24 protein-coding genes and 1 other annotated feature are annotated in these 20,027 nt (G+C 42.5%); of the genes, 19 read left to right on the top strand and 5 right to left on the bottom strand.

Translation table 11 applies throughout. From position 1 onward, the window contains the following. Window positions 1-10 precede the first annotated feature (10 nt). The 17 genes from mutM (at window position 11) to ACDZ29_RS02605 (ending at window position 13,810) form a co-directional block, all read left to right on the top strand. A complete protein-coding gene (mutM, locus tag ACDZ29_RS02685; protein ID WP_289334598.1) occupies window positions 11-841 on the top strand; it encodes a DNA-formamidopyrimidine glycosylase in 831 nt (276 codons plus the stop codon). Window positions 842-920: 79 nt separating this feature from the next. Further along, complete coding sequence (ytaF, locus tag ACDZ29_RS02680; RefSeq protein WP_289315393.1) at window positions 921-1,553, top strand: sporulation membrane protein YtaF; 633 nt, start codon at window positions 921-923, stop codon at window positions 1,551-1,553. A gap of 24 nt (window positions 1,554-1,577) precedes the next feature. Then, the gene (gene coaE / locus ACDZ29_RS02675) at window positions 1,578-2,177 is read left to right on the top strand and encodes a dephospho-CoA kinase (RefSeq protein WP_289315394.1); all 600 of its coding nucleotides are present in this window, start codon (window positions 1,578-1,580) and stop codon (window positions 2,175-2,177) included. Window positions 2,178-2,336: 159 nt separating this feature from the next. Next, window positions 2,337-3,374 carry a glyceraldehyde-3-phosphate dehydrogenase gene (locus ACDZ29_RS02670; RefSeq protein WP_289334599.1) on the top strand — a complete coding sequence of 346 codons (1,038 nt, stop codon included), beginning with the start codon at window positions 2,337-2,339 and terminating at the stop codon, window positions 3,372-3,374. A gap of 355 nt (window positions 3,375-3,729) precedes the next feature. Next, on the top strand, window positions 3,730-4,110 hold the full coding sequence (gene speD, locus ACDZ29_RS02665; RefSeq protein WP_034311443.1) for an adenosylmethionine decarboxylase: 381 nt from the start codon (window positions 3,730-3,732) through the stop codon (window positions 4,108-4,110). Between the two features lie 245 nt (window positions 4,111-4,355). Beyond that, a complete protein-coding gene (nrdR, locus tag ACDZ29_RS02660; RefSeq protein WP_063232877.1) occupies window positions 4,356-4,817 on the top strand; it encodes a transcriptional regulator NrdR in 462 nt (153 codons plus the stop codon). Between the two features lie 64 nt (window positions 4,818-4,881). After that, complete coding sequence (locus tag ACDZ29_RS02655; RefSeq protein ID WP_375089773.1) at window positions 4,882-6,294, top strand: replication initiation and membrane attachment family protein; 1,413 nt, start codon at window positions 4,882-4,884, stop codon at window positions 6,292-6,294. Further along, window positions 6,281-7,219 carry a primosomal protein DnaI gene (dnaI, locus tag ACDZ29_RS02650; RefSeq protein WP_289325987.1) on the top strand — a complete coding sequence of 313 codons (939 nt, stop codon included), beginning with the start codon at window positions 6,281-6,283 and terminating at the stop codon, window positions 7,217-7,219. The genes ACDZ29_RS02655 and dnaI overlap by 14 nt, the downstream gene beginning before the upstream one ends. A gap of 121 nt (window positions 7,220-7,340) precedes the next feature. Continuing rightward, the gene (gene ytxC / locus ACDZ29_RS02645; RefSeq protein ID WP_289325986.1) at window positions 7,341-8,177 is read left to right on the top strand and encodes a sporulation protein YtxC; all 837 of its coding nucleotides are present in this window, start codon (window positions 7,341-7,343) and stop codon (window positions 8,175-8,177) included. A gap of 413 nt (window positions 8,178-8,590) precedes the next feature. Then, entirely contained in the window at window positions 8,591-10,522 is a 1,932-nt protein-coding gene (gene thrS / locus ACDZ29_RS02640; protein ID WP_375089771.1) for a threonine--tRNA ligase, read from the top strand. 105 nt (window positions 10,523-10,627) lie between these two features. Beyond that, window positions 10,628-10,798, top strand: coding sequence for a hypothetical protein (locus ACDZ29_RS02635; RefSeq protein WP_289315400.1), 171 nt, complete (start codon window positions 10,628-10,630; stop codon window positions 10,796-10,798). 52 nt (window positions 10,799-10,850) lie between these two features. Then, window positions 10,851-11,345 (top strand): GNAT family N-acetyltransferase, encoded by a 495-nt coding sequence (locus ACDZ29_RS02630; protein ID WP_375089769.1) that lies wholly within the window; start codon window positions 10,851-10,853, stop codon window positions 11,343-11,345. Window positions 11,346-11,471: 126 nt separating this feature from the next. Then, window positions 11,472-11,608: a sequence feature (ribosomal protein L20 leader region), on the top strand. Window positions 11,609-11,706: 98 nt separating this feature from the next. After that, window positions 11,707-12,207, top strand: coding sequence for a translation initiation factor IF-3 (gene infC, locus ACDZ29_RS02625; RefSeq protein WP_034309072.1), 501 nt, complete (start codon window positions 11,707-11,709; stop codon window positions 12,205-12,207). A 34-nt stretch (window positions 12,208-12,241) separates the two neighbouring features. After that, complete coding sequence (gene rpmI / locus ACDZ29_RS02620; protein ID WP_034309070.1) at window positions 12,242-12,442, top strand: 50S ribosomal protein L35; 201 nt, start codon at window positions 12,242-12,244, stop codon at window positions 12,440-12,442. A gap of 35 nt (window positions 12,443-12,477) precedes the next feature. Then, window positions 12,478-12,837, top strand: a complete 360-nt coding sequence (gene rplT, locus ACDZ29_RS02615) for a 50S ribosomal protein L20 (protein ID WP_034309067.1) — start codon at window positions 12,478-12,480, stop codon at window positions 12,835-12,837. Window positions 12,838-12,904: 67 nt separating this feature from the next. Continuing rightward, window positions 12,905-13,180 (top strand): DUF1294 domain-containing protein, encoded by a 276-nt coding sequence (locus ACDZ29_RS02610; protein ID WP_289325983.1) that lies wholly within the window; start codon window positions 12,905-12,907, stop codon window positions 13,178-13,180. 60 nt (window positions 13,181-13,240) lie between these two features. Beyond that, complete coding sequence (locus ACDZ29_RS02605; RefSeq protein WP_289315403.1) at window positions 13,241-13,810, top strand: TVP38/TMEM64 family protein; 570 nt, start codon at window positions 13,241-13,243, stop codon at window positions 13,808-13,810. A gap of 53 nt (window positions 13,811-13,863) precedes the next feature. On the opposite strand, the gene ACDZ29_RS02600 is transcribed toward ACDZ29_RS02605, so the two are convergent. Continuing rightward, window positions 13,864-14,244, bottom strand: a complete 381-nt coding sequence (locus tag ACDZ29_RS02600; protein ID WP_289325982.1) for a sigma-w pathway protein ysdB — start codon at window positions 14,242-14,244, stop codon at window positions 13,864-13,866. A 109-nt stretch (window positions 14,245-14,353) separates the two neighbouring features. Between ACDZ29_RS02600 and ACDZ29_RS02595 the strand changes: the two genes are divergently transcribed. Together ACDZ29_RS02595 and ACDZ29_RS02590 are read left to right on the top strand one after the other, a co-directional pair. Next, a complete protein-coding gene (locus tag ACDZ29_RS02595) occupies window positions 14,354-14,842 on the top strand; it encodes a dUTP diphosphatase (protein ID WP_375089765.1) in 489 nt (162 codons plus the stop codon). Window positions 14,843-14,913: 71 nt separating this feature from the next. Continuing rightward, window positions 14,914-15,999 (top strand): M42 family metallopeptidase, encoded by a 1,086-nt coding sequence (locus ACDZ29_RS02590; RefSeq protein ID WP_289325980.1) that lies wholly within the window; start codon window positions 14,914-14,916, stop codon window positions 15,997-15,999. Window positions 16,000-16,068: 69 nt separating this feature from the next. Here ACDZ29_RS02590 and ACDZ29_RS02585 read toward each other — a convergent pair whose 3' ends face one another. From ACDZ29_RS02585 to ACDZ29_RS02570, 4 genes are all read right to left on the bottom strand, one after another. After that, a complete protein-coding gene (locus ACDZ29_RS02585; protein ID WP_375091086.1) occupies window positions 16,069-16,773 on the bottom strand; it encodes a lactate utilization protein C in 705 nt (234 codons plus the stop codon). Further along, complete coding sequence (locus ACDZ29_RS02580) at window positions 16,767-18,197, bottom strand: LutB/LldF family L-lactate oxidation iron-sulfur protein (RefSeq protein ID WP_375089763.1); 1,431 nt, start codon at window positions 18,195-18,197, stop codon at window positions 16,767-16,769. Before ACDZ29_RS02580 ends, ACDZ29_RS02585 begins: the two co-directional genes overlap by 7 nt. 22 nt (window positions 18,198-18,219) lie before the next feature. Further along, a complete protein-coding gene (locus tag ACDZ29_RS02575; RefSeq protein WP_375089761.1) occupies window positions 18,220-18,936 on the bottom strand; it encodes a (Fe-S)-binding protein in 717 nt (238 codons plus the stop codon). Window positions 18,937-19,116: 180 nt separating this feature from the next. After that, window positions 19,117-19,848, bottom strand: a complete 732-nt coding sequence (locus ACDZ29_RS02570; protein WP_289334609.1) for a FadR/GntR family transcriptional regulator — start codon at window positions 19,846-19,848, stop codon at window positions 19,117-19,119. Window positions 19,849-20,027: the final 179 nt, after the last annotated feature.

The following is a 20,027-nucleotide window of genomic DNA, read 5'->3' as shown; positions in this document are numbered from 1 at the left end:
GGTGATTGCAATGCCAGAACTTCCAGAAGTGGAAACAGTCAGAAGAACGTTAGAGCAGCTCGTACTCGGAAAAGAGATCAAGGAAGTGTCCGTCTTCTGGCCAAAAATCATTAAAGCGCCTGAGCCTGTCGAACAGTTTCAGGATGCTTTAAGGGGTCAGACGATACAGAGTATAGGCCGTCGGGGCAAGTTCCTCATTTTCACATTGGATGATTATTCGATGGTTTCGCATTTAAGGATGGAAGGGAAATACGGGGTGCATCCAAAAGAAGAGCCTTACGATAAGCATACCCATGTAATCTTCACTTTCACGGATGGCAGTGAACTTCGATACAGGGATGTCCGGAAATTCGGTACGATGCATCTGTTTGCAAAAGGGGAAGAACTTGAGCGGTTGCCGCTATTGCATTTAGGGCCTGAACCGTTATCTGAAGATTTTACTGTCGAGGGGCTTAGTGCGAAATTGGCAAGAACCAACAGGAAAATCAAGCCGGTTCTCCTTGATCAAACGGTTGTCGTTGGGATTGGGAATATATATGTGGACGAGTCGTTATTCCGTTCTGGTATCCATCCGGAGAGGATCGCTTCTTCACTATCATTGCAGGAAATAAAAACGTTGCATGCAGAAATCATTGCAACGTTAGCTGAAGCGGTGGAAAAAGGCGGAAGCACGATTCGTTCATACCTCAACTCTCAAGGGCAAATCGGCATGTTTCAGTTGGAACTGAATGTCTATGGACGAAAGGGCGAGAACTGCAAAACATGCGGCACGCCACTTGAAAAACTGGTTGTTGGAGGACGCGGCACACATATTTGCCCGTTGTGCCAGCCGCTTATTTAGCTAATGTTTTTTCAAACACATCGGATGGGCTCCTTCCATATACTAGGGTAGCAACGAGAAGGGAAGGAGTAATATTCCGATGTGGCTACAAATTATTTTTCTTGCTTTTGCAGTTAGTATTGACGGGTTTGGCGTAGGTTTGACATTCGGTATGCGGAAGATGAAAATCCCCTTAAAGTCAATAGCGGTCATCTCATTTTGTTCTGCATTGAGTTTAGGTATAGCGATGGTCATCGGACAATTCATCAGCCAGCTCATATCTATCGGGGCGGCTGAAAAAACGGGGGGCATCATCCTCATCTTTCTTGGTGCCTGGATGGTATACCAGTATTTTAAGCCTGAAAAAGATCTGAAAGATGATAGATACCATGAAAAGATCATCTTTAATTTTGAAATTAAATCACTTGGGGTAGTCATTAATATTTTACAAAAACCATTGAATGCCGATTTTGATAAATCAGGTACGATCACCGGTATTGAAGCGCTTGTTCTGGGGTTTGCACTTTCGCTGGATGCGTTCGGAGCTGGAGTCGGAGCGGCTATGATCGGGATTTCACCGATTATCCTCGCAGGATGCATCGCTGTTATGAGTTCGATTTTCATTTGGAGCGGAATTCAAAGCGGGAAATTGCTTTCAAATAATAAAGTTGTCCAGCATTTGACCTTTCTTCCAGGTGTACTATTGATCATCATCGGTTTATTCAAGTTATGATACGTGGTTTAAAAGGGGGAGCTTATGGGACAAATCATCGGAATCACCGGAGGCATCGCCAGTGGGAAAAGCAGTGTCAGCCTCTATTTACAGGAACTGGGATTCACGATTGTGGATGCAGATCTGGCTTCCCGTGCTGTCGTTGAGCCAGGTGAAGAAGCCTATCATCAAGTTGTGAAGGCATTTGGTGAAGATATCTTATTGAAGGATGGGAATATAGACCGCGCAAAGCTTGGGTCGATAATATTTCATGATCAGGAAAAGAGATTGCTATTGAATGGCATCGTGCATCCTGCCGTCAGGAATTGGATGCGCCTTAAGACGGAAGAGGCACTCGCTTCAGGGGAAGAAACTGTGTTCATGGATATTCCGCTCCTATTTGAAAGTAAGCTGACATTCATGGTGGAAAAGACGCTTTTGATATATGTGGATGAGCAAGTTCAACTGAAACGATTAATGAACAGGAATGGTCTTTCGGAGACGGAGGCACTTGCCAGGATCCATTCGCAAATGCCCTTGGCCGATAAAAAGGCTTTAGCGGATGCCGTCATCGACAATAATGGAGACATTAATGATACGAAGAAGCAAGTGAAGGCCATACTTAGCGATTGGCATGTCATATAATTGTGATAAAAGGAAGAAACCTCAGGGTTTCTTCCTTTTATGTTGAAAAAATAAGAACAATCCGCATTTTTATTAGCACAATTCAACTGAATTATGTTATACTAATTACATAAGAAAGGTAATAAGTATAACATTAATATTTTTTGGAGGGTCCGAACAATGAATTCAAGAATAGCGATTAACGGATTTGGGAGAATTGGAAGAATGGTTTTCCGAAAGGCCATATTAGATGAGAGTTTGGACATTGTTGCCATTAATGCAAGCTATCCTGCTGAAACTTTAGCCCACTTACTAAAATATGATACGATACATGGTAAATTCGACGGTATCATTATAGCGGAAGATGATTCACTTGTAGTGAATGGCCGCCGAGTAAAACTAATAAATAACCGCGATCCAAAGCTATTGCCTTGGAAAGAGATGAACATAGATATTGTAATTGAAGCTACGGGTAAATTTAATGACCGTTCTAAAGCGGCTCTTCATTTAGAAGCAGGGGCAAAAAGGGTGATTTTATCTGCGCCGGGTAAAAATGAAGACGTTACCATTGTCATGGGCGTCAATCAGGAAGTGTTGGAAATCGACAAGCATTTTGTCATATCCAATGCATCTTGTACAACTAACTGTCTTGGACCGGTTGCAAAAGTGCTTGATGAAAAATTCGGCATAAACAACGGTTTAATGACAACGATACATTCTTATACAAATGATCAAAATAATATCGATAACCCGCACAAAGACTTAAGACGAGCCCGTGCCGCTGCGGAAAGCATCATTCCTACCACCACAGGGGCTGCAAAAGCCATCTCCCTGGTGTTGCCTCAATTAAAAGGCAAACTTCATGGAATGGCGATACGCGTACCGACACCTAACGTATCTCTAGTCGATCTTGTTGTGGACCTAAACCGTGATGTCACGATTGATGAAGTGAACCAAGCGTTCATCGACGCTTCGGAAAATGAACTTAAAGGAATCATGGAATTCACGATGGAACCTTTAGTTTCCAGCGATTTCAAAACTAATCCTCACTCTGCCATCATCGATGGTTTGACAACGATGATGATTGGGAACAGGAAAGTGAAAGTCCTGGCTTGGTATGATAATGAGTGGGGTTACTCCAACCGGGTAGTGGACCTTGTGAAATTAGTTGCGTCCGAGTTGAAAAAAACTTCAGAAGTCGAGTTAACAGTAAAATAATGAAAATAAACGGGCCTGCTAAAATTTTTTAGCGGGCTATTTTTCATTCATTGATCAATCAATTCTGGCGGTTTTAAGGCGTTGAATAAACCCGAAAACAGTAATCTTCCTCAAATTTGACCCTTCACTATAACCCTATTACATTTAAAGTTTATCTTTCCAAAAATTTAATTTGGAGTTGCAAAAAAAATTCAAACCATATATACTATGAATCGTGAACTTCTTCAAAAGCGGTTTGCATGATGGCTACTTAAAGGGTTAGGACCTCTTTGGACTAACTTTCCCCCGTGGTAGTTATCAGACTTAATTTTTAATCATGGTAAGGGGGAAGCTTAATATGGAAACAGCTTACACTATGGAAACTATGGGTAGACATGTCATTTCTGAACTTTGGGGTTGTGACTTTGAAAAACTGAACAATATCGATTTAATTGAAAAGATTTTTGTTGATGCTGCTTTGAAATCAGGTGCAGAGGTAAGAGAAGTTGCCTTTCACAAGTTTGCTCCACAAGGAGTTAGTGGGGTTGTCATCATTTCTGAATCACACTTAACGATTCACAGTTTTCCAGAACACGGCTATGCTAGCATTGATGTCTATACATGCGGTAACTTGGATCCGAATATTGCGGCAGATTATATTGCAGAAGCTTTGAACGCGCAAACACGTGAAAACATAGAATTACCACGTGGATTAGGTCCTGTACAAATGAAAAAAGCCAATATAAGTGCCCTATAAAAAAACACGTATACACAGAGATGCCATGGGTGCATCTCTTTTTTAATTTTATAGGGTAAGATAGCCATGAACAAAAAGACTTTGATAAAGGTGCTTCAAGTGCATGACAAAAAGTGCCTACTGCTGGAAGTTACACTTTTTACTTGTACTGGCCGTTCCTTTTAATATAAGATTAAGGTAGAAAAGTAATTCCTTGGGGAACATTTAGATAGGGGAGTCCTACATAAAATACGGAGCTGATAATGATGAAATGCCCATCATGTCAATATAACGGAACAAGAGTGCTCGATTCCAGGCCAGTCGATGAAAGTAAATCGATTCGACGACGCCGTGAATGTGAGGCATGTGGTTTTCGATTCACGACATTTGAAAAGGTGGAGGAAACACCTCTTATTGTAGTGAAAAAGGGCGGGACACGGGAAGAGTTCAGTCGTGATAAAATCCTGCGTGGCTTAATCAGGGCTTGCGAAAAACGTCCGGTTCCCTTGAAAGAACTAGAGCAAATTACCAGTTATGTAGAAAAAGAACTGCGCAATCAGGGCATAGCGGAAGTGAAAAGCGACAGTGTCGGCGAAATGGTGATGGATAAGCTGGCAGAAGTCGATGAGGTGGCCTATGTTCGGTTCGCATCCGTCTATCGGCAATTTAAAGACATCAATGTCTTTATCGATGAGTTGAAAGATTTAATAAATAAAGAAAGAAAGTAGAGCTGAAGATTTACTTTGGCTCTTTTTTCACTACATCTTTTGAAAGGTTTGAATGGAGATGTCAATGCATTGGCAAGAATTGCTCCCAGCGGATTCATATTTGGTCTCATCTGCGGGGCTGCTTCATGATTATGATCGGAAAATACTGACCCGACTATATCAACCTCTTATTGGACCTATCTGTATCAGCCTTTATATGACGTTGTGGAGTGAGTTGGAGGAAAACAGGCTATGGTCGGAAACCTCCTCACACTATCAATTAATGAATACCATCGGCCTTAAGTTAGGTGATATTTACGAAGCACGGCTTTTACTTGAGGGAATCGGTTTGTTGAATGTATATAAGAAATCGGAGAATGACACGAAGGAATTTATCTATGAGTTAAACCCGCCGCTTTCCCCCCAGCAATTTTTCACGGATGGAATGCTGAATATCTACTTATACAAAAAAATAGGTAAAGTACAATTCAACCGGTTGAAGAGATTCTTTTGTGATGATCATATCTTAACGGATCAATATGAAAGTGTGACTAAATCTTTTGCGGAGGTATTCTCATCAGATCACTTGGACTCTTTATATGTAACGGATGAAGCGAAAAATGAATGGAAACCGATGCCTGAACAGCAATTCATCGATCGGGCGGATGGCGTCGAACCAACGGGGTTTGACAAATTATTTGATTTTGAACTTTTATTTGCCGGGATGAAATCCTCGATCGTACCGAAAAAGGCCTTTACCCCGAAAATAAAAAGTACGATTGCCAAGCTTGCTTTTTTATATGGCATTGATCCGCTTGAAATGCAAAAACTAGTAATGGATGCCGTTTCATTGGATGATGAGATCGATGAGGAAATGCTTAGGAAGGCGGCGAGGGACTGGTATCAGATCGAACGGCAGGCCGATATGCCTTCCCTTGTCAATCGCGTGCAGCCGATCCGTGAACGGACACAAAAAGAAGAACCGAAAACGCAGGAACAAGAGCTGATCCGTCATTTGGAGACGATTTCTCCAAGGGAGCGGCTGATGCAATTGTCAGGCGGTGCTGAGCCATCAAGCGGTGATTTGAAAGTGGTGGAGGGCGTGATGATCAATCAAAAGCTGAATCCGGGTGTCGTCAATGTCTTGATTGAATATGTCATGCTCAAAACGGATATGAAGTTCACGAAGGGCTATGTGGAAAAGCTGGCAGGCCATTGGGCACGGCTGAAGGTCTCCACGGTCATCGAGGCGATGGAACTGGCTAAAAATGAACACCGGAAATATCAGGACTGGGCTCAAGGAAGCAGGAATGTTGCGAAGGGCGGCCGGAAAAAGACGATACGGGAAGAAGTGGTTCCGGAGTGGCTTGAGAAAAAAGAAGAAGCACCGCAGGAGCAGAATGCGGATCAGCCTGAATTGAATGCCCAGAAACGTGAGCTTCAGGAGAAATGGAAGCAGTGGAAAGCTGGAGGTGAAATGAACGATGGAAAAGATTAATAGATCCCTTAATAAATTGGCCAATACAAACCAATTTCAAGAGCGTTATGAAAAGCTGAAACAAGAGATTTTTGAAGACGAACAGGTGCGGTTATTTTTGAATGCCAACAGTTCGACTGTCACGAAGGAAATGATAGACAAAAACTTGGGGAAGCTTTATGAGTTCACTTCACAAAGCAATAAGTGTGATAAATGTCCAAGCTTGGATGGCTGTATCAATATGATGCATGGGTATTATCCTAAATTGGTCGTTCAAGGGAAGGCCTTGAATCTGAATTATGAAATCTGCCCACGGAAATTCGCAGAGGATGAAAAGCGGAAACGGGAAAAATTGATCCGCAGCCTTTACGTGCCGAAGGATATTTTAAAGGCGACCATCGAGGACTTCACTCAAACGGATGATGAAAACAAACGCTTGGGTGTTTTAAGTAAGGCGATGTCGTTCATTATGGAGTATGAGCCAGGTAAAAGGCAAAAAGGCTTATATATATACGGGAAATTCGGTGTTGGGAAAACCTATTTATTAGGTGCGATTGCCAATGAACTTGCAGAAAGGCAGATTTCCTCCCTTATTGTCTATGTGCCTGACTACTTGAGGGAACTTAAAGGGTCGATAGGTGATAATACGGTCAATGAAAAAATTGAGATGGTGAAAACGGCACCTGTCCTCATGCTGGATGATATTGGAGCGGAGTCCATGACGAGCTGGGGACGCGATGAGGTTTTTGGTCCGATTTTGCAATTTAGGATGCTGGAAAACCTGCCGACGTTTTTTACTTCGAATTTTGACATGAATGGCTTGGAGAATCACCTAACCTTTTCACAGCGTGGTGAGAAGGAAGAAGTGAAGGCGGCCAGGGTACTGGAACGAATTCAATATTTAGCGGAGCCGGTCAAGCTGGATGGCGTGAATCGGAGAAGATAAAGGAAAGTGGTCTCTTAATGGAGGTCACTTTTTTCTTATTACAAGGTCCATCCTACTTCTAAACACGTCCCCATCCCCATATACATGAAAAAAGAAGCAAGGGGGAAGGGGGGATGTCGTAGTGCAAATTTCGTTTCAAAACGATTCAGAGGCATTGAAATTACTGAATTTCGTTTCTGCCCATCCGCTAGGGGCAGAATTTCAACCATACATTCGATTTCTTCCGCAACAAGGCATGCATGTGGATATGACGGAGTCTTCAGGTGATAAATGGCTAATTCTGCTTCGTGATGCATTTCATTCTTTTTTATTGGAAGAAAAGACGCTTCCTGTTCTGGAGCAAATAATAGTCGGTAAATTTTTTTATAGGGAACGGGAAGAAATTGAAGCCATCACTGAGATTGCTTCATCCATCATTGAAGGGGAACGTGCAAGGAATCAAGAAGAAGTATTCAGTACGGAGAAACGATTGATTGAGGAAGGACTACAAAGCATTTTGGCGGGGAAGGTATCTTTTTCATTCGATTCTTTTACGACTTTCCGTTTAAAATCATTTCAGCACACTTTGGAAAAGTATGTCGTCAAGGCGATTGATGAATACAAGTTGGAACAGGATTATCAAAATTTCATTGCCACTCTCCGTGATTGCCTTCAGGGGCAGGAGTCGAAATTAAGAAAGCTTCACCTCGTAAATCGGGATGGCTTTCACTTCTATGATCAGAAATTAAGCAAGCTCGACCGACCAAAAATCAATAGTATGATCGACAGGAGGCTTCTTGCCAAAAGTTCACTTTTTCTAGATACGGTGATACTTGCCCCACTTTTATCAATTGCTCCTGAAAACTTGTGTATCTATACCGATGACAAGGAAGAGGGGCTGATTCAGACCATTTCAAGGATTTTCGAAGAACGGGCGACCATCTTGCCACTTTCGTCTTTTTCTAATGCATTTGAATGATCTTTCATGGGAAAAAGAAAATTAACCTTGATTTTCACCGTATAACAAATTATAATTTCCTACATACTATTAAAAAACAAAAAGTTATGATGAGGACAAGGGTATTCTAGTCGCCGATTATCAGAGAGGGAAGCCAACAGGCTGTAAGCTTCCTATTCGCATGGAACACTTACCACCTTTAAACTTCGGCTCGGAAAGCAAGCATTCTGCGAATATGAGCTGACGGGAAGCTGCCGTTACCAAGTTACAAGTGCCGTTTTGCCGTGAAAAGCAAGATGGAACGAGGGTGGAACCGCGGGTTAATGATATTTATTACTAAGCTCGTCCCTGTTTTATACAGGGGCGGGCTTTTTGTGTTGTAATGGAATCAAAAACCCTTAATTTGTTTGAACAATAAGAAGGAGTGAAACTGTATGTCTGAATTACTGAAAATATCTTTTCCTGACGGAGCGGTCAAGGAGTTTGCTAAAGGCACTACAACTGAAGACATCGCTGCATCCATCAGTCCTGGTTTAAGGAAAAAATCCATTGCCGGAAAATTCAATGGTGAATTATATGATTTGAAACGCCCGATTGAACAAGACGGTACAATCGAAATCGTTACACAGGACGAAGCCGATGCTCTTGAAATATTACGTCACAGTACAGCACACTTGATGGCACAAGCGATCAAACGTTTGTACAAAAATGCTAAATTCGGTGTAGGGCCAGTCATCGAGGGCGGGTTTTACTACGATATAGATCTAGAGGAATCATTGACTCCCGATGACCTTCCATTGATTGAAAAAGAAATGAAGAAAATCGTCAATGAAAACTTGGAAATTTCCCGTATCGAAGTGAGTCGTGATGAGGCCATTTCCCGTTTTAAAGAAATAGGCGACGAGTATAAACTGGAGTTGATCGATGCGATTCCTGCGGAACAGCAAGTAACGCTCTATGAGCAAGGGGAATTCTTTGACCTTTGCCGTGGAATTCACGTTCCATCAACTGGGAAAATCAAAGAATTCAAGCTTTTGAGCATCGCTGGTGCATACTGGAGAGGCGATAGCAAAAACAAAATGCTTCAGCGCATTTATGGTACGGCTTTCTATAAGAAAGAAGATTTATCCGAACACTTACGTTTCCTTGAAGAAGCCAAGGAACGTGACCACCGTAAAATCGGCAAGGAATTGAACTTGTTCATGAGCTCACAAAAAGTGGGGCAAGGGTTGCCGATGTGGTTACCAAAAGGCGCGACAATCCGCCGGACAATCGAAAGGTATATCGTGGATAAAGAAGAACGCCTGGGTTATGACCATGTCTACACACCTGTAATGGGAAGCGTGGACCTTTATAAAACATCTGGACACTGGGATCATTACCAGGACGACATGTTCCCTGTCATGGAGATGGAAAACGAACAGCTTGTCCTGCGTCCGATGAACTGTCCGCATCACATGATGGTATATAAAAACAGTATCCACAGCTACCGCGAACTGCCAATCCGAATTGCCGAGCTTGGCTTGATGCACCGCTATGAAATGTCAGGTGCCCTTTCCGGCCTTCAGCGCGTACGTGGGATGACATTGAATGATGCGCACATATTCGTCCGTCCCGATCAAATCAAAGAAGAGTTCAAGCGTGTTGTGAACCTGGTCCTGGAAGTATATAAAGATTTCGATATCAAGGATTATTCATTCCGTCTGTCATATCGCGATCCGCAGGATACAGAAAAATACTTTGATGATGATGCCATGTGGGAAAAAGCCCAAAGCATGTTAAAAGGTGCTATGGATGAACTTGGTCTGGATTACTTTGAAGCGGAAGGTGAAGCGGCATTCTACGGTCCTAAGCTTGATGTTCAGGTGCGTACTGCCTTAGGAAAAGATGAAACGCTATCCACTGTTCAGCTTGATTTCTTGCTTCCTGAACGTTTTGATCTTAATTACGTCGGTGAAGACGGCAAGCAGCACCGCCCGGTAGTAATCCACCGTGGGGTCGTTTCTACAATGGAACGTTTTGTCGCTTACTTGATCGAAGAATACAAGGGGGCATTCCCGACTTGGCTGGCACCTATCCAAGCACAAGTGATTCCGGTCTCACCTGAAGTGCACTTGGATTATGCGAAAGAAGTGCAGGAAAAACTTAAAGCGCAAGGCATTCGTGTCGATCTGGATACACGAGACGAGAAAATCGGTTATAAAATCCGTGAAGCGCAAATGCAAAAAATCCCGTACATGCTGGTTGTTGGAGACAATGAAGCCAAAGAAGGCAGCGTGAACGTACGTAAATACGGTGAACAAAAATCGGAAACGATCGCATTTGAAGATTTTGTTTCAGCGATTAAAGCGGAAGTAAGCCGCTAACAGCAATGGAGGGGCACATATTATTGTGTCCCTCTTTTTAATTAAGGCATGATAAAATGAAACCATCATGTGAATATATGTACAGCAATGAAAAGGAGGGTCAGCATGAAAAAGAAATTCACTTATCTATTCGGGCCAACATTCCTTGCCATAATCATCTTATTGTTATTGGATGATTATCGGCAATATGCCATTGTCCCGGTCCTGCTTTTTTGGATAGCCCTATTTTCTTGGGACAACATTGAGAAAAAGAAAAAGGCGAAAGAAAACTCTTGATTTTTGATGGCTTCGATCAGTATGGCCTGTAACCAAAGGGGGAGTGGGAGAAATGGAAATTCGAAGGGCTTCAAGGGAAGACGCGGGTAAATTGGCAGCTCTATTCAATCATGTTGAAGATTCCGGATATATGCTGTTCAACCCTGGGGAAAGAAAAGCGACGGGGAACCAAATGGAAAAGCAACTGGAACAAATCGAAAAAAATCCCATTTCCGTTTTCCTCGTTGCTGCGAGTGGCCATGATTTGAATGGTTACCTAATATTATTGGGCAATCAATTGGGCCGAACCAGACATTCAGCCAAAATCGTCATCGGCATCGCCGAACAGGATAGAGGAAAAGGCATCGGTACGAAGTTATTTCAGAAAATGGAGGAGCATGCACGGACAAACGAAATCAGGCGCCTGGAACTGTCCGTAATTGCAACCAACGCCCCTGCGCTTTCCTTATATGAAAAGATGGGTTTTGAAAAAGAAGGAATAAAACGGGAATCGCTGTTTTTTGATGGGAAGTATCATGATGAATATTTTTTGTCCAAATTACTTTGAAAAAACGTATTGTCAAATAACAGAATGTCTGATAATATTAATTTTGTTGTGAAAAACGAATAAATTAGCATTTGACAAGTCATCAGTGTTTATGATATATTTCTAAAGTGAATTGAATACGTGTTTGAGGAAAAGAAGAAGCACCCGCTTCTCACCTGGTTGACGCAAGCAATGCAGTTAACAGGTCATGATTTGATTATTTGGATCTTTCTGAATGAGTCTATCAGTGTGGGTGCAGCATGCATCCACACTTTTTTATTATGATTATATCCTGTAAGCGAGTTGTGAGCGTGACCGAATTGATTCAAATATTCGTATTCGCCAATATCTTTGGAGGTGGCTAACTATTAGTAAAGACGCGATGGTAAACGAGGGCATCCGAGCCCGTGAAGTTCGTCTTATTGACCAAAACGGAGAACAACTTGGAATTAAAACGAAATTCGAGGCATTGGAAATTGCCGCTCGTGTAAATCTTGATCTAGTTTTAGTTGCTGCAAATGCAAAGCCTCCGGTAGCCCGGATTATGGACTACGGAAAACACCGCTTCGAGCAGCAAAAGAAAGACAAGGAAGCACGTAAAAATCAAAAAGTCATCAGTCTGAAAGAGGTTCGTCTGAGCCCGACGATTGAAGAACATGATTTCAATACGAAGCTTCGCAACGGAATTAAATTCCTTGAAAAAGGCGATAAAGTAAAAGCTTCTATCCGATTCAAAGGACGTGCCATTACGCATAAGGAAATTGGTCAACGTGTACTCGTTCGTTTTTCTGAAGCATGTAAAGAAGTGGCTACAATCGAGCAACACCCAAAAATGGACGGACGCAGCATGTTCATTATCTTAGCACCGAAAAACGAAAAGTAATTGTAAAGTAATTTGTAATGAGGAGGAATACCTTATGCCTAAAATGAAAACTCACCGCGGATCTGCTAAACGTTTCAAAAAGACTGGATCCGGCAAACTTAAGCGTTCTAACGCTTACACAAGCCATTTATTTGCTAACAAATCTACTAAGCAAAAGCGTAAGCTTCGCAAAGCTAGCCTTGTAAGCAAAGGTGACTTCAAACGTATTCGTCATATGCTAGACAACATTAAATAAGTTCGATTTATCGAGTTAAATAGGAGGGAAATAACATGCCACGTGTAAAAGGCGGTACTGTTACTCGCAAACGTCGTAAAAAGGTAATAAAATTAGCTAAAGGTTACTATGGCGCGAAACATATTCTTTTCAAAGTAGCTAACCAACAAGTAATGAAGTCAGGAAACTATGCTTTCCGTGACCGTCGTCAAAAGAAACGTGATTTCCGCAAACTTTGGATCACTCGTATCAACGCTGCAGCACGCATCAACGGTCTTTCTTACAGCCGTTTAATGCATGGTCTAAAGCTTGCTGGTATCGAAGTGAACCGCAAAATGCTTGCTGATCTTGCTGTTGCTGACGAACAAGCTTTTGCTCAATTAGCAACTGCTGCTAAACAACAATTAGACAAATAAGTCTGACTGATATCAGCCACTCTCTTTTCAAGAGGGTGGCTTTTTACATTTAAAGGAGGGTATGAGGATGCAAGGAGTATGGTTCATTGTTGTTTATATGATCATCACGAACATCATGGGATTTGCCATAATGGGAGTCGACAAAAGGAAAGCGCGTAATGGGGAGTACCGGATCAGCGAAAAGACACTTTGGTTTTGGGCGGTCATAGGTGGAGGGACAGGATCCTTTCTGGGGATGAAGCATTTCCGCCATAAGACGAAGCATGGCGCTTTTAAATGGGGCTTGCCTATATTGATGATTCTTCAAATAGGCTTATTGATCAAGATATTCATTCAATGGTAATATGTAGCCCGTATAATGTATATGCTTGTAGAAGCAGCAAAGAGTAGCTGGAGGGAGAGCATGAATGATAAACTGACACTTGTGATGAGCTACATTCAATCCGGAAGCGTATTTGCACCACTTATCTTTATCACTTTTCATTTATTAAGGCAATTTTTATTCATTCCCGTCATTGTGGTTTGCATGTCTGGCGGAGTATTATTCGGGGCCGCTTTTGGGACCATCTATTCGGTAATCGGTTTGACGTTGTCCAGTATGGCCTTTTATTTCGTGATAGGTAAATTTCCGAAAACAAAGGAAAGGCTACTGCGGCTTAAGAATAAGTTGTTTGGAAACCGAAAGCTAAACAGCCGTCAAATTGCAGTACTGAGATTAATACCATTCATACATTTTTATTTATTATCGCTTTGCTTATTGGAATCCAATAAAGGGTTGAAAAATTACTTTTATCTATCTTTCATGACTAATATCCCTGTAGCTTTCGTATACACGGTTTTTGGCCACTATATTGCCGATTTCAGTCCAACACTGATTGTCATTATTTTATTATCATTAACCTTATTGCTATATTTATTGAGAGAGAAGCAGACGGTCGTTCCCTGGAAGGAATTTTTCCGTTCCCATGATTAATATAGAGCCTTGAGTTCATTTTTCTCAAGGCTCTTTGTTGTGCGTGATATTTTTCATTTTTGCAAAAATTCCTTAACCGGGCTTTTCCAATCAATGACGGCATCCGGATATTGTTTTTTTATCGCTTCCTCGATTTTTAAAAAGTCATTTCGCTTCAAGCCTTTCAGGCCCGCAACTTTTTTAGGCCATATGAAGATGGATATGACCTCGAAGGAGCGCTCCGTCGTCCCTAAATACTTTTCCCCTTCAAACATTACCCCGTTGTACGTCAATAAAAAATTCTTTCGTATATTGGCTGTATCGTCGAGCAGAAAGAACTTTTTCTGTTCATGTGCCAGCTCTAATTTTCTTTTCGGGTTAAATACGTATTTGATGACTGTATATATTAAGAAGATGATAAGAGCCAAAAGAATGAACCGCATAATCAATACCATGGAGCTACCTCCCTAAACAGAGTGATTCCCTTCATTTACGTATGGGTTTTTAATAAGTTTCATTTATTTGATATAATTTAAAGGAAGACGATAGAAAGTAGTGATGAAAATGAACATAGGTAAATTAATGGACATGCAGGCAGCGTTAGATGAGCATATACAATCAAAACATGATTTGGGTGCTGAAGACTTGGTCGAACGGAAGATACTTGCTCTATTGGTAGAGCTTGGGGAGTTGGCTAATGAAACGAGATGTTTTAAATTTTGGAGTCTCAAAGGCCCCTCTGATAAAGAAACGATTTTGGCTGAATATGTGGATGGGATTCATTTCATTTTGTCACTCGGGATCGAACTGGGATTTGAACCTGAAGTTCCATCCGCCCTCAAGATGCCTCAGGAGGATTTGACGGCTCAATTTACTGCTATTTACGGCTACATCAGTGAATTTCGCACGCAATTGACAGAGTCATCTTTCCATAAGGTTTTTGCTGAGTATTTACATTTAGGGGAGTTGCTTGGATTTTCAGCAGTGGATGTCGAAAAAGCATATGTAAGCAAAAATGAAGTAAACTACCAACGGCAAAAGCAAGGCTACTGATTGTTGATTGTTTATGCAATCGGTTTTCTGTATAATTATTCTTGTAATGTAAGTAATAGGGAGGTAAAAGAATGGCTCAATTAGATGAAACGTTAAGAATGCTGAGGGATTTAACGGATGCTAAAGGCATTGCAGGAAATGAAAGTGAAGTAAGAAAAGTGATGACCGAATACATAGCACCATTTGCCGATGAAATATCGACAGATGGCCTGGGAAGTTTGATTGCCAAGAAAACGGGTGATGAAAACGGACCGAAAATTGTCGTTACTGGGCATATGGACGAAGTCGGTTTCATGATTACCCAAATTGATGATAAAGGATTTTTGCGTTTTCAGCCGGTAGGGGGCTGGTGGTCACAGGTCATGCTGGCCCAACGTGTGACGATCGTTACAAGTAAAGGTGATGTAACTGGCATTATCGGTTCCAAGCCGCCGCATATCCTGTCAGCGGAAGCGAGGAAAAAGCCGATTGATATTAAGGATATGTTTATTGATATTGGTGCAGCAAGCAAAGAAGAGGTTAAGAAATGGGGCGTCAAGCCAGGGGATATGGTCGTGCCATATTTCGAATTCACGGTCATGAATAATGAAAAGATGCTGCTGGCCAAAGCCTGGGACAATCGAATTGGCTGTGCAATCGCCATTGATGTGCTTAAACAGCTGAAAGATAGCGACCATCCTAATGTAGTTTATGGAATTGGCGCGGTGCAGGAAGAGGTCGGCCTCCGTGGCTCTAAAACATCCACATTCAAAATTCAGCCGGATATCGGTTTTGCCGTCGATGTCGGCATAGCTGGTGATACACCGGGGGTATCCGATAAAGAAGCGATGAGTAAGATGGGGGAAGGTCCGCAAATAGTCATATATGATTCGTCGATGGTAGCACATAAGGGATTACGCGATTTCGTTACCGACACGGCTGATGAAATGGAAATTCCTTATCAATATGAATCGATTCCAGGTGGTGGGACGGATGCAGGCTCCATCCATTTAACGGCAAATGGAGTACCTGCCCTGGCGATCACGATTGCAACCCGCTACATTCATTCACATGCAGCAATGCTTCACCGGGACGATTATGAGAATGCTGTTAAGCTCATTGTCGAAGTGATCAAACGCCTCGACCGTGAAGCGGTTGATCGGATCATTTACGAGTGATATAGTGAAAGTTAAAAATGGAGAGGCCTAATTAGGGCCTCTCCATTTTTTCTTTTCTTTATTTCTATTTTATTTATCTTCTACGATTATATAGACAGCTCTGATGGGCCCATGGACGCCGACGACAAGGTCCATTTCAATATCGGCGGAATTGCTCGGTCCTGTTATGAAATTAATGCAGGAAGGAACGACTTCGCCACGGGTAACTTTTGAACGAATGGCCGCAGCAGCCTGGGTCATTCGCGGAACAATGGTGCTTTTTGGAATGATGGAAACATGGCAGGAAGGAAGGAAGCTGATGGAACGGCCGTGGTCCTTGTCGCTGAACAAGACGACGGTCGCTGATTCTGCCAATGTCATTTCACTGAATGTGATTCCGATGTTGGCCCTCTCGGCTTTCTTGACATTTTCTTTCCCTGCTTGGTGATCCCAAACATGGACATCTTTATCCTTTAGGATATCATCTAACTGATAGGCAGAAAATCGATCGTCCTTAGGGATGATCAAGGGTCCGTTTCCAAGTTCCTCGATCACCTGTTTTAAACACTGCATCACTTGCTTGGAGTCGGTAAGGTGAAACTGAGTATGTACCCTTTTGCACTGCTCCTCCAATTCCTCGACAAGCTCATTTGGTGTCGCATGTTTCAAAACTTCTTTTTGGGGGGCATGCTTCCATACCGGAACGGAAATGCCTTCCTTAATAGGAGCCCTTCCCAGGTTTTTTGCAATATTGTTTAAAAACGTCCCTTCATTGTGGATGGTTCCATTCATGATGGTTTCCCTCCTTTTTCCCGATTTTTGAACCAGTCCCGAAAGCTTTCTTTTCCTGGAGCTGGGAACTCGCGGCTTTCTGTCCAAGTTTTGAGTGGCCCAGGTCCTTTTGAGATGAAATCCCCCGTTTTAAAAGGAGACATCGCTGATGGGGCAATTTTGGAACCGAACTTATAAAGCATAGGCGATGCCGCACCGATTCCGAAGGCTTTCATGGCCATCTTTTCTGAAAATGGAGCCATTTTTTCCTTTTCAACGATGACTTCACGATGCTTCCTCAATAATTCGTGAAGAGGAATCTTTACCGGACAGGCATCTGTACATGCTGCACAAAGAGTTGAGGCATATGGAAGCTCCTTGAAATCATCATACCCTCCGAGCAAGGGTGAAAGCACAGCACCGATTGGTCCAGGATATATTGAACCATATGAATGGCCGCCAACCTGGCGATAGACCGGGCATACATTTATACAGGCAGCACAGCGAATGCATTGAAGAACGGATTGAAACTCAGTTCCCAAAATGGAGGAACGTCCATTATCTACAATCACAAGGTGAAATTCCTCGGGTCCGTCTGCATCGCCTTCATCACGCGGGCCGGTAAGTGCGGTGATGTAACTGGTCAATCTTTGGCCGACAGCGCTTCTTGTCAATAAGCTGACAAGGACCTCGAATTCATCGAATGTAGGCACAAGCCGTTCCATTCCCATCACAGTGATTTGCGTTTTCGGGAGGGCAGTGACCAAATCGGCGTTTCCTTCATTCGTCACCAAACCGATCGAGCCCGTTTCCGCAATTGCAAAATTACAGCCGGTTATGCCCACATCGGCGCTTAAGAAATCTTTCCGCAGAATGCCCCGGACATGGGCAGTAAGCTCTTCCGGTTTTTCGGTTTGCGTATAGGCGAGCTTCTCTTTAAAAACATCCCTTATCTGTTCTTTATTTTTATGGAGAGCAGGTGCGACGATATGGGAAGGGGGATCATGATCATCCACTTGTAAAATGTATTCACCAAGGTCCGTTTCGACGACATCGAGGCCAACCGCTTCAAGAGTTGCGTTTAAATTGATCTCTTCCGTGACCATCGATTTGGATTTCACGACTTTTTTGGCATTCTTCTTTACAATGACATCTTTGATGTATCCGCTTGCTTCTTCAGCCGTTTCAGCGAAGAAGACATGACCGCCCCTTTTTGAAACATTTTCTGCAAGCTGATGCAAATAGAAATCAAGGTTACTGAGCACATGCTGCCGGATTTCTTCACCAAGGGACCGCCAATCCTCCCAGTTTCCCAATTCATCAACGGCCGTCAGCCGCCGTCCGTGTAATCGTTCCTGGGCACTCGATACTGCCAATCGCATAAAATCATTATGTATTCCTTCATCCACCCGGTCTTTAAACTTGGCAGAGCTGGTTTTCATAGCCATCGTTTTTCCCTCCTCACTTTCTTTAAATACTATTCAGGACTTCCGCAATATGGAGCACTTTCACCGGTTGCCCCTTCCTTTGGATCCGTCCGCCGATATTCATCAAACATCCTGCATCCCCACCAATTAAAAAATCGGCCCCGGTCGCTTCGATATTGCAGACTTTCTCCTCCACCATTTGCCCGGAAATGTCCCCCATCTTAACCGAAAATGTTCCCCCGAACCCGCAGCAATTATGAGCATCGGGAAGAGGTGTCATTTCCAGACCCTTAACATGGCTTAACAAAATGGCAGGTGCTTCCTTCACCTTAAGCAGCCGTGTCATATGGCATGAAGTATGATAAGTAGCCTTTCCCTTAAGGGTAGCCCCGACGTCGGTTACTTTTAAGACATCCACGATGAATTGGGTCAATTCATATGTTTTAGCCGCTAATGAAGCTGCTTTCTTTTCCCATTCGGCATCGCCTTTGAAAAGGACCGGATATTCTTTGAACATCGCTGCACAGGAACCGGAAGGGGTTACGATGTATTCAGCATCCGCGAACGTTTTAATCATCTTTTTCATAGCTTCCTTCGAATCCTTCGTATACCCGCTATTATATGCCGGCTGTCCGCAGCATATCTGGGATTCCGGGAAATCAATCTCACAGCCTAATCTCTCGAGCAGCTCCACTGTCGCCTTGCCGACATTGGATTGAAACAAATCAACCAAACAGGTTGCAAAGAGAGTAACTTTCAATCTGAACTCCTCCTTTAACAAAATAAGTTAACAGGTCATCTGATGACTAAAAAATAGAAAAAGGAAATGGTTAAGAGAATATACCAATTTCCAAGATTTTTAAATGAAGTAATCGTTTTCAAAATAATATATCAATTTTATCTTTGTTTGTATAGGGTATTTTTCAAATTTAAAGGAAGATCAACGATTCTTTTGCTGATTCTTTTGGATGACCCGGTTCAGTGATTCCTCGACGCTTTGAAGGTGAAACAGCATGGCATTGCGGGCTCCGGCTTCATCTTGTGCCACGATTGCATCATATATCCGGGCATGCTGCTGGTAAAGCTGCTTAAGTGTCATCTCTTCGGAATAAAGTGCAATCCGACGGATATCACGCATCTTTTCCGTCATTAACTCTGAAACGTGGTTCATCAATGTTATCAGCAGCTCATTTTGGGAGGCATTCGCCACTGCGACATGGAAGGCGATATCCGCTTTATCACTAAGTTCTTCATCGTAGGATACCTTCTCAATATCAGAAAGCCTTTCTTTGAGTTCGATAAGGTCTTCTTCCGATCTTTTCTTCGCTGCCACCTCTGCCGTGCCGGACTCAAGGATTTTCCGAACTTCCAGCAAATGCTGGATATTGTCTTGATCCATCAAAAGGGCTGCGGACAAGGGATGGTTCATGATAGTAGGGTCGAAGGTTTTAACGAATGTTCCTTCCCCTTGTTTTATTTCAATGAGGCCCATTGAACTTAATGCACTTAATGCCTCACGGATGGCCGGGCGCCCAACTTGGAAATTTTCCGCAAGCTGCTGAATGGAATCCAATTGTTCACCTGGTTTCAGGATACCTGACCGAATCATTTCATAAAGTTCATCGCTGACTTCTTCATAAATTTTTTTCGGCTTTATTTTTTTATATACCAAGGGTAGCACCTCTATTTTCTATGAGTTTCTCTGGTTAATATTATATAACACAAATGATCTTTCACACTTCCAGAAGGTTAAAAATCAACAAAAAATAAAAAAAAATCTTGATTTTATATTTTTAATCATTTAATTTTAATGAATACTCATCAAGTCATCTGATGACTTTGAATATTTGG

Source organism: Peribacillus sp. RS7 (genome assembly GCF_041956845.1).
GTDB lineage: Bacteria > Bacillota > Bacilli > Bacillales > DSM-1321 > Peribacillus.
The sequence above is the reverse complement of the archived record's forward strand: the minus strand, read 5'-3'. Positions and strand labels throughout refer to the sequence as shown.